Genomic DNA, 16,318 nt, shown 5'->3' with positions numbered 1-16,318 from the left:
TCCACTCTGGAGAAAATGATGAATTTGCTGATGTGTCCTGTATGTCGTCAGGTATTGCAACTGCATGATCGAACATGGCGTTGTGCCAGCAATCACAGTTATGATGTTGCGAAACAAGGCTACGTCAATTTACATGTGGTGCAACATAAGCACAGTAAAAATCCAGGGGATACACCTACTTCTGTGCAGGCACGCCGTGCATTTTTAAGTGCAGGGCATTATGCGCCCTTGCAACAGGCGGTGGTGCAAAAAATTCGTGCCTTACGCATCGAAAATTTGTTGGATATTGGTTGTGGTGAAGGTTATTACACTGCTGCCATGCAAGGCGAAGTGTTGCAGTGTGTCGGGGTGGATATTGCCAAGAATGCCGTACAAGTAGCGGCAAAATTGAATTCCGCAGTGACTTGGGTGGTGGGGACAGGAGCAACCTTGCCTGTTTTGGAGCATTGTATTGATTTATGTGCCAGTCTGTTTAGCCCAATCCCGCAACATGAAATTTTACGGGTTTTAAAACCACTAGGTTATTTGTTGGTGGTGACGCCTGCGCCTGAGCATTTATTGGCGATGCGTCAAGCGTTGTTCGAAGAGGTAAAGCCACATGAACCCGAAAAATTTATCACCCAATTACAAACTACTTTTGATTTGATTGATGCCAGCGTGGTGGAAACACCATTACAGCTCAATCAAAGCGATTTAATTCATTTAATTGCTATGACACCTTATGCCTATAAAGCCAAAGCAGAGCGCCGTCAGGCATTGGAACAGCGAACCCAGTTTGACGTGACAGCACAGCATCAAATTTATCTGTTTCAGAAAAAATAAGTTTGAATAGCCCATAAAAAAGCCCTCATCTTTGCATAAGAGGGCTTTTTTCTGACTGCTTGTCTGTGGTTATAAGACTTCGTCAATTAAGTTTTCTAAAGCATCGGGAGCAGGTTTAGGTGCTGCATTTAGTTTGGCAGGGCTGTTGTTTGGCGCGTGCATGGCAGGCGGTGCAGCGTTTTCAGGAATTAATACCTCATCGCCTGGTAAATCGTCAAAATCTCGCTCAGGCGCACGTGCTGGCGCAACAGGTGCAGGTCGATACAGTGGACGTGCCAATGGCGGTGAAGCACGATAATCCTGCTTCTGTTCTGCATTCATTTGATTGAGTTCACGTTGTGGCGCTTTGGCTTTGCTGTCTAAACTGACCCATGCTTCAGGTGTGCCTTTAAGTGCATTGCCCATAAAGTCTGTCCAAATTGGCAGCGCTGCAACCCCCCCATATTCACGACGTCCTAAAGTTGTTGGTTGGTCAAAGCCCACCCAAGCCACAGTCACCAGTTTGCCGTTGAAACCTGCGAACCAAGCGTCTTTGGCATCGTTGGTGGTTCCTGTTTTACCGCCAATATCACCACGACCAATTCTGAGCGCAGCACGTCCAGTACCATGTTGAATTACGTCACGTAAAATATTGGACATATCATACGCCGAGCTAGATTTTAAAATACGTTGTGCCTGTTTGTACTGACTACGCTCTGCCAATAATTGTGGATCCTGTTCAGCTTGTGCCAGTTTTTTATTGGTCACTTCAATCACTTCATCATCTGGTGTGGTGGCTTCGGCGCTTTCAGTCGTTTGTTCTTTGGAATTAATACAAGCAATACACGCATATTCAGGATTGGCTTGATAAATCACCTTGCCATAAGCATCTTCAATACGGTTAATGAAGTGCGGTTGAATACGGTAACCACCGTTGGCAAAAGTGGCATAGCCCGTTGCCATTTGAATAGGCAAAACTTGTGGTGTACCCAATGCAATGGTGTAGTTACGCGGAATCTGATCTTCCTGCAAACCAAAATCCATGAATAGTTGGCGGGTACGCTCAATACCGACTTCTTGTAATAAGCGTACCGAAACCGTGTTACGAGATAAATAGAGAGCACGACGTAACGGAATCATGCCTAAATGGCGACCATCGGAGTTACGTGGTGACCATTTACCAATGGTGATTGGACTGTCATTGACCATGGTGTGTGGCGTCATACCACGCTCTAAAGCCAGAGCATACACAAAAGGTTTGATGGTGGAACCCGGTTGACGCCAACCTTGTAAAGTACGGTTGAACTTAGATTGATAGAAGTTGTATCCACCGACCAACGCTTCAATGGCGCCATTATTCGGGTTAATTGCGACCAATTGACCTTGCACTTTCGGTACTTGTACCAATGACCAAGCGGTTTTATTTTCATTTGGACGTAAACGGACAATATCTTTGACTTTTACAATCTGTGCCGCACGACTTGGCGCATTGCCTACACTGTTGGCATTGCGATAGGGGCGCGCCCAAGACATACCTGACCATGGTACAGTAACTGTTGTGCCATCTTGCATTAACGCTTCAAAAGAATTATTCAGCACTTTGCTGACTTGCGCAGGGTAGGTGTTGGCATAAGCACGAAACTCATTCAGCGGTTTGTCGTGTGCCTCTGCACCACGCCAGCCGTGGCGACGGTCATAGGCTTCTAAGCCTTCTTGTACCGCCTGTTCTGCATACATCTGACGTTTGCTGTCTACCGTGGTGTAAACTTTATAGCCCGAATCAACCGCTTGTTCGCCAAATTTACTAACCAGTTCAGCACGCACCATTTCACCAATATACGGATGTTTATTGCTGATGCTGCGGTCTGGCATATCTAAATTAATGGGTTCAGCAATGGCTTTTTGGTATTCATTTTGGTTGATATAGCCCAGTTGCAGCATACGCCCCAAAATCCAGTTACGACGTTCTAAAGCACGCTCAGGATTCACCACTGGATTGTAGCGTGAAGGTGCTTTAGGTAAGCCTGCAATCATCGCCATTTGTGCAATCGACAGTTCTTCTAGGCTTTTGTTGTAATAAATTTTGGCAGCTGCCGCGATGCCATAGGCATTTTTACCCAAAAAGATTTTATTGACGTATAAAGTCAAAATTTCTTCTTTGCTTAGGTTCTGTTCAATTTTACGTGCTAAAAAGATTTCGGTGAGTTTACGCTTTAAGGTACGTTCAGGACTGAGATAATAGTTTTTTGCTACTTGCATGGTAATGGTTGAGCCACCAGTTTGCACATTGGAGCCTGTTACCGCCTCGCTCAACGCGCGCCCTAAGCCTTTGAAGCTAATCCCACTGTGTTCAAAAAAGGCAGAATCTTCTGCAGCTAAGAATGCAAAAATGAATTTTTCAGGAATATGTTCATAATCGACAGGCACAGAAAGCTTGCCGCCATACTCGGCAATTAGCTCATTATCGGCACTATAAACCTGCAATGGTTTTAATAATGGCGCTTTTTTTAAGGTGGTCATTTCTGGCAAAGATGGGGCAATATAGAGATACATGCCATAGAAACCCATCGGTATTGCGACCAAAATTATAATTATGATCAAAAAAAATGGATGAACACGACCCGAACAAGATAGCTTTTTCATAACAAGTGCGTTTTAATAAGCGCTAATAGCAAACTAATTGCTGGTCAGTATAGCGAGTAGATTTACGGATTGTTAGATGAATTATTGTATCCGTAAAAAATTATAGACCAGCGCGGATTAGTAGGTTAAATTTTTTTGGGGATAAAAAAATAATAGGAATGGTACTATTGTGCGTAGGTTATATCGTAAGCCAAGTAAGGGGTTAATAGGTGTAGATATTAGTTCTACTTCTGTTAAGTTATTAGAACTCTCTGTTAAGAATGGTAGATACTGGGTCGAGAGCTATGCGCTGGTCCCACTTCCAGAAGGCAGTGTGGTTGAAAAAAACATTCTCAATCCAGAAGCAGTCGGGGATGCGCTTGAACGTGCATTGAACTTAGCAAACACGCAATCTACATCTGCAGCATTAGCAATTCCAACCTCAATGGTGATTACCAAAATCATTGAAATGGATGCAGATATGACTAGCGATGAGCGTGAAGTTCAAATTCGTATGGACGCCGAGCAATATATTCCATTCCCATTAGATGAAGTCAGCCTAGACTTTGAAGTCCAACCAGACCGTTTAGCCAATCCAAACCGAGTCAATGTGTTACTGGTTGCAACACGTTTAGAAAACGTAGAAGCACGAGTAGAAGCATTGGAGTTGGGCGGCTTGACAGCCAAAATTGCCGATGTCGAAAGTTTTGCCATCGAAAATGCCTTTAAAGTGTTCTCCGATACCCTGCCAATGGGTGTGAACACCATTGGTATTTTGGATATTGGTCATACCATGACCACCTTGTCGGTACTGCAAAATAACAAAATTATTTATACCCGCGAGCAAACCTTTGGCGGTAAGCAGCTGACACAAGAAATTCAAAACCGTTATGGTTTGTCGTATGAAGAAGCAGGGCGTGCGAAAAAAAGCCGTACTTTGCCAGATGACTACGATGTAGAAGTGCTCGAACCGTTCTTAGAAGCGGTGGTGCAACAAGCGGCACGTTCATTGCAGTTCTTTTTCTCATCTTCACAATTTAACGAAATTGATCACATTTTATTGGCAGGGGGGAATGCCAATATTCCAGGTCTTGCGAAGTTGTTGCAGCAAAAACTGGGCTACCGTGTGACCATTGCCAATCCATTCTTACAAATGGGCTTCTCTCCACAAATCGACATTAAAAGAATTGAAAGTGATGCGCCGTCATTGATGGTGGCATGTGGTTTAGCAATGAGGAGTTTTGATTAATGGCAAAGATTAACTTACTCCCTTGGCGCGATGAGCTAAGAGAAAAACGTAAAAAAGAATTTATTGTATTTTGTATTGCAGCGGCTGCTGTTGGGGTGTTATTGGTGGCTTTGGCGTGGTTCTTCTACAACGCGAAGTTACAAGATCAAGAACAAGCCAATCAATTGGTGATCAGTACCAACCAAAACCTAGATGTACAATTAAAATCTTTAGAAGGCTTGCAAGAACAGCGTAATGCTATTGTTGAGCGCATGAAGCTTATTCAGGGTCTACAAAGTCAGCGTCCAATTGCCGTGCGTTTGGTGGATGAATTGGTGCGTGTGACACCAAGCAATATGTACTTAACCAAAGTGAGCCGTACAGGCAATAAATTCACTTTTGAGGGCAAGGCTGAAAGTCCAAATACGGTGGCTGAATTCTTGCGTAATTTGGAAGCATCGCCGTGGTATCGCAATGCATTTATGAATTCATTCTTAGCTAAAGAAGAAAATAAAGATAAAGCACCAAGCTCTGTGGTTCCTCGTGTAGAGGAAAGTTACGGTACTTTTGTAGTGACTTCAGATTTAGAAGAAATTGCAATTCCAGTAACACCAACAGAATCTAATTCAACATCAGCAGCGGGGGCAGCACAATGAGTCTCGATGAATTTGATGAAGTAAATCAGGATGCTGCTGTTGCTCCGAAAAAGAAAATGACAGTTGAAAAGTTTTTTCAACAGTTCAATACCCTAGATCCTAACAATTATGGTGCTTGGCCACTTTCGGTCAAAATTACCTGCTGGATTTTTATTATTTTCCTGATTCTAGCTTTAGGTTACTTTGTCGTAATCAAGCCAAAGTTAGATGCCATTGCAGCAGCACATACACAAGAACAAAACTTGTTAAATGAGTTCCGTGAAAAAGATTCTAAATTGCGTAATTTGCAGCAATACCAAGCGCAATTACAAGAAATGGAAGCGAACTTTAACCAACAACTTGAACAATTGCCAAAAGAAACTGAAATTCCAGGTTTAGTTGAAGATATTAACGTCACAGGCGTGAATTCAGGTTTGAAGTTTAAAAACATTCGTTTAGAGAACGAAATTAAACAAGAGTTCTTTATTGAACAGCCAATTTCAATTGAAGCGACAGGCGATTATCATGCCTTTGGTTCATTCGTAAGCGGTACAGCAGCATTGCCACGTATTGTGACCATGCACGACTTTGAAATTGTGGCGACTGAAAATAAAGACAAGAAAACCGATATTCCGCAAGTGACCTATAAAGCACAAGCAAAAACTTATCGTTATGTCGGCAGTGCAGATGCACAAACCGCGGGTAATGCTGGAGGAGCGAAATAATGAAAATTGAAAAGCTTTCGTTGGCTCTGATGGCAACTTTGTTGATGGTGGGATGTGATTCACGGATTGATGCGGTGAATGCACAAATGGCTGAAATTCGTAATCAGCCACCACTACCCATTGAACCCGCACCTGTGTTTGAGCCTGCGCCAACCTTTAACTATGCAGCACACCAGCTCAAAAGCCCATTTATGCCAAGTTCATTGGCGGCAGAGCTTAAAATTATGGCAGGGAAGCGTGTTTATCCGAACCTTGCTCGCCAGTTACAACCACTGGAAAATTACGCACTTGAGTCACTGACCATGAAAGGCAGTATGCGTCAAAATGGTCAAATTTTGGCATTGATTCAAACACCTGATGGTGAAATTGAGCGTATCCAGCGTGGTAGCTATATGGGGGTAAATCATGGTCGTGTGGTGAATATTACACCTACACAAATTGATTTAATCGAAATTATTCCAGATGGTCGTGAAGGTTATGTAGAACGTCCAAGAAGTTTAGTTTTAATTGGGCCTGCGCCATAAATTAAAGGAATAAAAATGAATAACAGTGTGAAAGATTTTATTTTTGGGGATGGTAATACAATGAACAATTTGTTCCGTCAGTTTTCAATGGGCGCAGTCGCAATGGCAGTGATGCAAGTTGCCAATGCCCAAGTCAGCATTACCAACATCGTACCCATGCAAATTCCGGGACAGGGCACCGAAATTCGTGTCATGTTTAATGGTTTGCCACCTCAACCTGCAGCATATCAGCTGGAACAACCTTCCCGCTTGATTTTAGATTTTGATAAAGCGCAACAAACGCTGAAGCAAAACAGCGTTGCAGTCGCGACCAAAGAAGCCAGCTCTGTAGAGGTAAGCTCAGATGCACAGCGTTCACGTTTAACTGTGAACTTGGCCGATGCGGGTGCATTTACCACGCGTGTTGAAGGCAACACCTTTATTTTAAAAATCAACTCAACAACGGCAACCCCTGTGGCTGCCGTGACTGCCCAACGTAGTGCGCAAGGTGTATCCAATATTGGTTTCCAGCGTGGCGGTGAAGGCGAAGGTCAGGTGGTGATTGATCTACTCGGTAGCAATACGCCTGTAGATGTGCAGCAGCAAGGCAGCAAAATTGTGGTGCGTACTTTAGGCAATAAAGTACCAGCACATTTGGCACGCCGTTTAAATGTAAATGATTTTGCAACACCTGTGTCGACCATTGATGCACACAATGATGGCAGCAATGGCGTGATTACCATTCAGGCTGCGGGCAGCTATGAATATATGGCATATCAGGCAGAAGACAAGCTAACCATCAGCTTAAAACGCCCTGTCGATAAAAACCCGTTTAAACCGCGTGCAGCGCAAAGCTATACAGGCAAAAAGATTTCACTGGATTTCCAAGACATCGAAGTGCGTCGTGTATTGCAGTTATTGGCTGATTTCACAGGCATTAACATGGTGGCAGCAGACACTGTGCAAGGCAACATTACCTTACGTTTAAAAGATGTACCTTGGGATCAGGCTTTAGATATTATCCTGAAAACCAAAAACTTAGATAAGCGTCGTAATGGCAACGTGATTTGGATTGCACCTGTTTCTGAATTGATTAAAGCCGAAGAAGAAGAAGCCAAAGCGATTGCGCAAAGCGTGAAACTGGCACCACTTCAAACTGAATATATTCAATTGAATTATGCCAAAGCGGCAGACATTGAAAAGTTGATTACTGAAGGCAAAAATGCTTCAAATTCACGTACTGGTTCAAATACCAATACAGGTACTGATCCATTAGGCGATAGCGTTGGTAGCTTGTTGAGTCCACGCGGTACAGTGTCGGTAGATCCACGTACCAATACCTTAATCATCAACGATACATCGGCAAAAATTGATCAGATTCGTCAAATGATTGATTTGCTAGATGTATCTGTGAAGCAGGTGATGATTGAAGCACGTATTGTTCGTGCAACCACAGATTTCACCAAGGAAATGGGGGTGAAGTGGGGCATCTTGTCACAAGGGATTACCAATAATAACCACTTGTTGGTGGGTGGTAGCGATACGACTTTGTGGAACTTGCGTGAACCAGAAAAAGATAGTGATACGGGTGGTTGGAAGTACGAAATTGAACGTCCACAAAACCTGAATGTCGATTTGGGTGTGACCAGTGCTGGTGCTAGCCGTATTGCATTTGGTTTAATCAGCTTGTCTGACTTTATGCTCGATTTGGAGTTGTCTGCATTACAAGCAGATGGTTACGGTGAAGTGATTTCGACACCAAAAGTTCTGACTGCAGATAAGCAAAATGCCAAAGTGGCATCGGGTACGCAAATTCCGTATCAATCTTCTGAAGGTGGTGGTGTCAATGCAGTATCTACCACAGAATTCATTGATGCGACTTTAAGTTTGGATGTGACCCCAAGTATTACGCCTGACGGTAAAGTCCAAATGCAACTAAATATCACCAGTGACTCACCAGGTTTACCAACACCAACAGGTCAGCTCACCATTAACAAAAACGCCGTGAATACCAATGTTCTGGTAGATAATGGTGAAACTGTGGTCTTGGGTGGTATTTTTGAACAACAAACGGCTAACTCACAAACCAAGGTTCCATTCTTGGGCGATATTCCTTATATCGGACGTTTATTCCGTAAAGATATCAAGTCGGACAACAAACGTGAGTTGCTGATTTTTGTTACACCACGAATTGTTAATGACAGTGTTTCAAGAAATCATTAATATATTTTCAATTTAAACAAAATTTATAGGTGACTCCTTGCTAAGCAAAGAGTTTGATACCCTACCAAATATCTATTTGGTAGGGCCGATGGGGGCAGGCAAGACCACTGTAGGACGCCATTTGGCGGAATTGTTAGGGCGTGAATTTCTAGATAGTGATCATGAAATTGAACGCAAAACTGGCGCTACGATCCCTTGGATCTTTGAAAAAGAAGGTGAACAAGGGTTTCGTAGTCGTGAAACAGCGGTTATTGATGAGTTAACCACACGGCATAAACTTGTACTTGCTACAGGTGGCGGCGCGGTGACTCAAGCCCCGAATCGAGACTTCTTAAAACAACGTGGTATTGTTGTTTATCTATATACCCCTGTCGAAATTCAACTTCAGCGAACCTATCGCGACAAAAACCGTCCTTTACTTCAAGTCGAAAACCCCGAACAAAGATTACGTGATTTGCTTGCAGTGCGTGATCCGTTGTATCGTGAGGTGGCGCATTATATTATTGAAACCAATCAGGGTGCTGCGCGTGATTTGGCGCAAAAAATCTTAAATACGATTGTTTCATAGCAAATATCTTAGGTAGAAAGCGACTTTTTCATGCAGACTTTACACGTTGAACTTGGCGATCGCCGTTACCCAATTTTTATTGGCAGTGATCTTCAGCCCCAAGAATTACTTGCACCTTATATTAAAGGTCAGCAAGTCATGATTGTGACCAATACCACGGTTGCACCTTTGTATTTAAATCACTATGTGACGGCTGTTGAAGCACTGGGCAAGAAAGTGGCAACCTGTATTTTGCCTGATGGAGAAAAATACAAAGATATTCAGCATCTCACTCTTATTTTTGATGCCTTGCTGGAAGCTGGTTTTAACCGTGATTGTACGGTGCTGGCTTTGGGCGGTGGCGTGATTGGCGATATGGCAGGTTTTGCTTCGGCAAGTTTTCAGCGTGGAGTGTACTTCATTCAAGTACCGACCACTTTATTGTCGCAGGTCGATTCAAGTGTCGGTGGCAAAACAGGGATTAATCATCCGCTGGGTAAAAACATGATTGGCGCGTTTCAGCAACCCCAAGTGGTGTTGGCAGATATGTCGCAACTGAATACTTTACCTGAGCGCGAGTTGTCTGCAGGCTTAGCCGAAGTCATTAAATATGCGCTTTTGGGTGATGTCGAGTTTCTAGAATGGCTTGAAACGCACATGGAAGCATTAGTGGCGCGTGATCCTGCTGTACTGGCAGAAGCGGTATATCGTTCATGTGCACATAAAGCACGTATTGTTGCTAATGATGAAAAAGAGCAAGGTGAACGCGCTTTATTGAATCTTGGGCACACCTTCGGACACGCGATTGAATCTTATTTGGGCTATGGTAAATGGTTACATGGTGAAGCTGTTGCGACAGGGATGGTGATGGCAGCCGATTTATCACAGCGTATGGGCTGGATTTCTGTCGCAGATGTAGAGCGTACAAAAAATATCATTTCTCGTGCCAATTTACCGATAGTATGTCCGCAAATTCCACTGGATCAGTTTTTGGCTTATATGGCACACGATAAAAAAGTGCTGAATGGTCAATTACGTTTGGTGCTCATGAAGCAATTGGGTCAAGCCATCATCACCAAAGAGTTTGACTTAGAATTGATGAAACAGGCGATTTTAGCCAATCAAGCATAAAAGGCAGCATATGACAGCACTGCGTACACACTGGCAAAAAATTCAACAGTCAATTTGGTTGCTGGGCGCGGTGCTGTGTTTATTGGCGGCACTGATTTTTTGGGCGGTGACAGACCGTGAAGAACTGGTTGAAATTGAAAAACAACCAGAGTCTGAAATTGAATTACAAATTCAACCCGAGAAGGTTGCTGCAACCACCTATTTGGGTGGCTTGCAAGAAGAAGTCAGACCTTTGGAACTCACCACGCGTTTAACGGCTTCTGGTTTGCATGAGGCTGAGTTTCGCGGTACTAAATTTATTCAGGAACAAAAAAATAATAGCACGATTGAACTGTTTCGGGTCAATGATGAAAACATCATTAAAAGTTTTATTAAAAAGCAAACAGATCGGAGCAAGCTGTTTTATATCCGTTTAAGCGGTGAGGGGCAGGCTGAACAATATGTGATGTTATATGGCAGTTTTGGCAATAAACGCGACGCTGCACAGACTTTGACCGCATTGCCATTCAAATTTCCTGAAACGATTCAGCCTGTTGTGGTGCAATTTGCTGACTATCGTCCTTATGTCAATGATTTAGGGGCGGATGAAATGGGGCTGAGCACTAAGCTATATGCGGTAAATTTACGTCCAGCAGCTGTGCCTAAAATAGATGAAAGTGCTTTGGCACGTCCACCTGCAACCACAACGACTGCACCGACTACGCAGGCAGTTGCACCGCAAAATAGTACCACCAGCACTACAATTACCCGTCGTGATCAGGAGGGTAATGTCGTTGATGTACAAAAATCACAAAGTGGTACAGCACCTGCTCAGCCAGATGCACCTGAACCTGAAGTGCGCGATCCTTTTAACTAATCATAAACACTTCCAATATTCTTTTAGCTTCATTTTAGTCATTCAAACCATCGCTTGCCTTTATTTGTTCTATTCTTTTTGTCTATGATTCGCATTGAGCTATTCTGGCTCAGTTGCACCAATTTGATCTAAAAATACTATTCTTCTCATACATAAATGCGTTCTAAAATGGCGCAGCATGGTGTATAAAAATAATGAAGTGCACAAAAACAGTGCGAATTTGACTTAAAAATGTGATTTTATTTTACATTTATGCGGTGAATGCTGAAATTTGGTTATGGTTGAATAAAAAAATAAAGTTGGCATTGTTTTTGCTTTTATTGGTGCGTGAATTGAGTTGTTGTCCCTATTTTGGCGCAAAAAATTCAATGATTGTGCGAAACTGTCAAATTTGCCTGCTACATTCAAGTGTAAAAGTTGCGTAAATGAGAGATAGGTCATTTACTCTAAGTTGATGTTTAGAGTTGTAAATTGAGTTAAATCGCAAAAACAGATTGTTTAATTGGCCCAATTGGGCAAGTAAAAGAAGGGTACGCTATGCACATGCCATCGCCTAATACTGTAGCTCCCACTCAAGGTTTATACCAACCAGATGAGTTTAAAGATAACTGTGGTTTCGGTTTAATTGCCCATATGCAGGGTGATGCAAGCCATGATCTCGTCAAGACTGCCATTCATAGTTTAAGTTGCATGACCCACCGTGGTGGTATTGCCGCAGACGGTAAAACGGGCGATGGATGTGGTTTGCTGTTGGCAATGCCAAAGCAATTTTTCCGCGAAGAAGCAAAACGCTTAAGTGACATTACCCTGAGCGAAATTTTTGCAGTGGGTACGGTCTTTCTGAACCTTGACCCTGCCTTAGCGACATATGCCAAAAATATCCTGACCAAAGAAATTGAAGCAGAAGGCTGTAAAGTATTGGCTTGGCGTGTGGTGCCAACCAATAATGAGGCATTGGGCGAAATTGCCATGCAGTCTTTGCCTGCTTTTGAGCAAATTATTGTCAATTGCCCATTGGGTGTGACTGAGGTTGAATTTAACCGCAAATTATTCTTGGCGCGTCGTCGTGCCGAGCAGCAATTGACTGCCGATCCATATTTTTATGTGACCACGCTATGCTCAACCGTGATCAGCTATAAAGGTTTGATGATGCCTGCAGCTATTGCAGACTTCTATACCGACCTTGCCGATGCGCGTTTGGCATCACATATTGTGGTGTTCCATCAGCGTTTCTCGACCAACACTTTGCCACGTTGGCCGTTGGCGCAGCCGTTCCGTTATTTAGCACACAATGGTGAAATCAATACCATTACTGCCAATCGTAATTGGGCAATGGCACGTACCCCTAAATTTGAAAATCCATTATTACCGGGTTTGACTGAGCTTACGCCAATTGTAAACCGTACAGGTTCAGACTCATCTAGCTTAGACAACATGCTGGAAATTCTAGTGGGTGGCGGAATGGATTTATTCCGTGCCTTACGCATGTTGGTTCCGCCTGCATGGCAGAACGTCGAAACCATTGATGCCGATTTACGCGCTTTCTATGAATTTAACTCTAAACATATGGAAGCGTGGGATGGCCCTGCAGGTTTAGTGATTCAGGATGGTCGTCATGCCATCTGTATGTTAGACCGTAATGGCTTACGTCCTGCACGTTGGGTGATCACTAAAAATGGCTACATTACTTTGGCCTCTGAAATTGGGGTGTGGGGTTATGAGCCTGAAGATGTAATTTCTAAAGGACGTGTTGGTCCTGGTCAAATTTTGGTGGTGGATACCTTTACTGGCAAAGTGCTCGATACGCAGGATGTAAATAACCATCTGAAAAGAATGCGTCCTTATCGTGAATGGTTGCGTGAAAATTCAATCCGTTTACAAGGTAGCCCAGAGCTTGAAGAATATTTGTGTGATCAGGGTTTAAAAGGTGATGCCTTAAAAGCTGCACAAAAAATGTTTATGGTGACCTTTGAAGAGCGTGATCAATTATTGCGTCCAATCGCAGAAAGCGGTCAAGAAGCCGTGGGTTCCATGGGTGATGATACGCCAATGGCAGTATTGTCGCGTCAGGTACGCCATGTGTCGGATTATTTCCGTCAGCAGTTTGCGCAGGTGACCAATCCACCGATTGACCCATTGCGTGAATCGATCGTGATGTCTTTGGAAACCTGTTTAGGGCGTGAACAAAACGTATTTGAGCAAGGTCCAGAACATGCCGACCGCTTGATTATCTCAAGCCCTGTGTTGACCAACTCCAAAATGCACCAAATTCGCACTTTGGGCCGTAAAGGCTATGAAATTGCCGACATCGACCTGAACTATGCCGAAAGCGAAGGTTTGCAAGCTGCAATTCAACGGATTTGCGAAACTGCTGCACAAGCGGTGCGTGAGGGTAAAACTTTATTGGTACTCACCGATAAAAAAATCCGTGAAGGTTACTTGCCTGCCAATGCGGTCATGGCGACTGGTGCGGTGCATCACTACTTAATACAAGTCGGTTTACGTACCGATGCCAACATTATTGTGGAAACAGGCTTTGCCCGCGATCCGCACCAATTTGCAGTATTGCTCGGTTTTGGTGCAACTGCGGTGTATCCATATTTGGCTTATGATGTGATCAATGACTTGATTGCCAAAGGCGAGTTATTGGGCGACCCTGTCTGTGCACAAAGCAATTTCCGCAAAGGCATTGAAAAAGGCTTGCTCAAAGTCTTGTCCAAAATGGGGATTTCAACTGTAGCCTCTTACCGTGGTGGTCAGTTGTTTGAAGCAGTCGGCTTATCAGCCGAAGTGGTGAATACTTGCTTTATTGGTGTACCAAGTCGTATTCAAGGGGCTACCTTTGCCGACCTTGAAAATGATCAGAAAAAATTGGCAGATACTGCATGGAAATCGCGTAAGCCAATTGATCAGGGCGGTCTGCTGAAATTTGTATTTGGCAAGGAATACCATGCCTTTAACCCAGATGTGATTAATGCCTTACACAAAGCGGTGCGTTCAGGCAATTATGCAGATTTTAAAGAATATGCAGAAATCGTGAATAATCGCCCAATCGCAACCATTCGTGATCTATTCAAGTTAAAAACAGACAATTCCATTGCCTTAGATCAAGTGGAATCGGTTGAACAAATTTTACCGCGATTCGACTCTGCGGGCATGTCTTTGGGTGCGTTGTCACCAGAAGCGCATGAAGCGATTGCGATTGCCATGAACACTATTGGTGGGCGTTCAAACTCAGGTGAGGGCGGTGAAGACCCTGCGCGTTATGGCACGATTCGTAACTCGAAAATCAAACAGATTGCTTCGGGACGTTTTGGGGTCACACCTGCTTACTTAACCTCTGCAGAAGTGTTGCAGATTAAAGTGGCACAGGGTGCAAAACCAGGCGAGGGTGGTCAGTTACCGGGTGGTAAAGTGAATGGCTTGATTGCCCGTTTACGTTACTCTGTGCCGGGTGTAACTTTGATTTCACCACCACCGCACCACGATATTTATTCGATTGAAGACTTGTCACAATTGATTTTCGATTTAAAGCAAGTCAATCCGCAAGCCATGGTATCGGTCAAACTGGTGTCTGAACCGGGTGTGGGTACCATTGCAGCAGGTGTCGCTAAAGCCTATGCCGACTTCATTACCATCTCGGGTTATGATGGCGGTACCGCAGCATCGCCACTGTCCTCTATTCACCATGCAGGTTCACCGTGGGAGTTGGGTTTAAGCGAGGCGCATCAGGCATTACGTGTGAATGACTTGCGTGGCAAAGTTCGTGTGCAAACCGATGGTGGCTTAAAAACTGGTTTAGATGTGGTGAAAGCGGCAATTTTAGGTGCGGAAAGCTTCGGCTTTGGTTCAACCCCAATGATTGCCTTAGGTTGTAAATACTTGCGTATCTGTCACTTAAATAACTGTGCAACAGGGGTAGCAACGCAGCAAGATCATTTGCGTCAGGAACACTATATTGGTGAACCACAAATGCTGATCAACTTCTTCACTTTCATTGCGGAAGAAACCCGTGAATGGTTAGCTGCACTGGGTGTTGCTAGCTTGAAAGACTTGATTGGTCGTACCGACTTGCTAGAAATTTTACCGGGTGAAACCGAAAAACATGCGCACTTGGATTTAAGCGCCTTGTTGGAATCGCACCCTGCGGCAGAAGGCAAAGCGCAATACTGTCAGGTTGAAGGCAATGCGCCATTTGATAAAGGCATCTTGGCTGAAAAAATGATTGCAGAGATGTTGCCTGCAATTGAAGCAGGTACAGGGGGCGAATATTACTTTAATGTGAGCAACTGTGACCGTTCAATTGGTGCGCGTATTTCAGGTGAAATTGCGCGTCGTTATGGTAACTTGAGCATGGAACATCATCCTGTCAAATTGAACCTTACGGGTACTGCGGGACAATCTTTAGGTGTTTGGAATGCAGGTGGTTTGCATATCAAACTTGAAGGCGATGCCAATGACTATGTGGGTAAAGGCATGGCGGGGGGAAGAATTTCCATCTTCCCACCAAAAGGTTCGCCTTTCCAAACTCAAAATACAGCGATTATTGGTAATACCTGCCTCTATGGTGCAACCGGTGGTAAATTATTTGCTGCAGGTACGGCAGGTGAGCGCTTTGCGGTGCGTAACTCAGGTGCCTTCGCTGTGATTGAAGGGGCAGGCGACCACTGCTGTGAATATATGACTGGCGGGATTGTCACGGTATTGGGCAAAGTGGGACATAACTTTGGTGCGGGTATGACTGGTGGTTTTGCCTATGTACTGGATTTGGATAATGACTTTGTAGACCGTTACAACCACGAACTGATTGAGCTGAATCGTATTTCGACTGAAGCGATGGAAGAACATAAAGCATTCTTAGGACGTATTTTAGATGAACATATTGCCGAAACAGGCAGTGCGTGGGCGTATAAGATCCGTCATGAGTTTGATTTCTATAGCCGTAAATTCTGGTTGGTAAAACCAAAAGCTGCCAACTTGCAGACTTTGTTGAAAACCACCCAAGCAGATCCACAATAATCCACGACTCAGCATTCGGCAGATGTGG

11 protein-coding genes are annotated in these 16,318 nt (G+C 43.9%); 10 read left to right on the top strand and 1 reads right to left on the bottom strand.

Annotated features, from left to right (window positions below; translation table 11 throughout):
• Window positions 1-18: 18 nt before the first annotated feature.
• Window positions 19-822, top strand: coding sequence for a putative RNA methyltransferase (locus FTU92_RS01700; RefSeq protein ID WP_131260646.1), 804 nt, complete (start codon window positions 19-21; stop codon window positions 820-822).
• Window positions 823-891: 69 nt separating this feature from the next.
• Here the strand turns inward: FTU92_RS01700 and ponA are convergent, their stop codons facing one another.
• Entirely contained in the window at window positions 892-3,444 is a 2,553-nt protein-coding gene (gene ponA / locus FTU92_RS01695) for a penicillin-binding protein PBP1a (RefSeq protein ID WP_180095419.1), read from the bottom strand.
• A 169-nt stretch (window positions 3,445-3,613) separates the two neighbouring features.
• Here ponA and FTU92_RS01690 point away from each other — a divergent pair, with 169 nt between their 5' ends.
• From FTU92_RS01690 to gltB, 9 genes are all read left to right on the top strand, one after another.
• The gene (locus FTU92_RS01690) at window positions 3,614-4,672 is read left to right on the top strand and encodes a pilus assembly protein PilM (RefSeq protein WP_004974460.1); all 1,059 of its coding nucleotides are present in this window, start codon (window positions 3,614-3,616) and stop codon (window positions 4,670-4,672) included.
• Window positions 4,672-5,307, top strand: a complete 636-nt coding sequence (locus FTU92_RS01685) for a PilN domain-containing protein (RefSeq protein ID WP_004974461.1) — start codon at window positions 4,672-4,674, stop codon at window positions 5,305-5,307. The genes FTU92_RS01690 and FTU92_RS01685 overlap by 1 nt, the downstream gene beginning before the upstream one ends.
• Window positions 5,304-6,011 (top strand): type 4a pilus biogenesis protein PilO, encoded by a 708-nt coding sequence (locus FTU92_RS01680; protein ID WP_004974463.1) that lies wholly within the window; start codon window positions 5,304-5,306, stop codon window positions 6,009-6,011. Before FTU92_RS01685 ends, FTU92_RS01680 begins: the two co-directional genes overlap by 4 nt.
• Window positions 6,011-6,535 (top strand): pilus assembly protein PilP, encoded by a 525-nt coding sequence (locus FTU92_RS01675; protein ID WP_179997195.1) that lies wholly within the window; start codon window positions 6,011-6,013, stop codon window positions 6,533-6,535. The genes FTU92_RS01680 and FTU92_RS01675 overlap by 1 nt, the downstream gene beginning before the upstream one ends.
• A 60-nt stretch (window positions 6,536-6,595) precedes the next feature.
• The gene (locus tag FTU92_RS01670; protein ID WP_180095472.1) at window positions 6,596-8,737 is read left to right on the top strand and encodes a type IV pilus secretin PilQ; all 2,142 of its coding nucleotides are present in this window, start codon (window positions 6,596-6,598) and stop codon (window positions 8,735-8,737) included.
• A gap of 37 nt (window positions 8,738-8,774) precedes the next feature.
• Complete coding sequence (aroK, locus tag FTU92_RS01665) at window positions 8,775-9,305, top strand: shikimate kinase AroK (RefSeq protein ID WP_104852648.1); 531 nt, start codon at window positions 8,775-8,777, stop codon at window positions 9,303-9,305.
• Window positions 9,306-9,335: 30 nt separating this feature from the next.
• On the top strand, window positions 9,336-10,415 hold the full coding sequence (aroB, locus tag FTU92_RS01660; RefSeq protein ID WP_180095416.1) for a 3-dehydroquinate synthase: 1,080 nt from the start codon (window positions 9,336-9,338) through the stop codon (window positions 10,413-10,415).
• Window positions 10,416-10,425: 10 nt separating this feature from the next.
• On the top strand, window positions 10,426-11,271 hold the full coding sequence (locus FTU92_RS01655; protein ID WP_136143922.1) for a hypothetical protein: 846 nt from the start codon (window positions 10,426-10,428) through the stop codon (window positions 11,269-11,271).
• Between the two features lie 543 nt (window positions 11,272-11,814).
• Window positions 11,815-16,290: a glutamate synthase large subunit gene (gene gltB, locus FTU92_RS01650; RefSeq protein WP_180095413.1), complete on the top strand. Its 4,476-nt coding sequence runs from the start codon at window positions 11,815-11,817 to the stop codon at window positions 16,288-16,290.
• Window positions 16,291-16,318 lie beyond the last annotated feature (28 nt).

This window comes from Acinetobacter sp. YH12205 (assembly GCF_013418125.1).
Lineage (GTDB): Bacteria > Pseudomonadota > Gammaproteobacteria > Pseudomonadales > Moraxellaceae > Acinetobacter > Acinetobacter towneri.
Note: the sequence above shows the minus strand (reverse complement) of the source record. Positions and strands in the feature narration are given on the sequence as shown.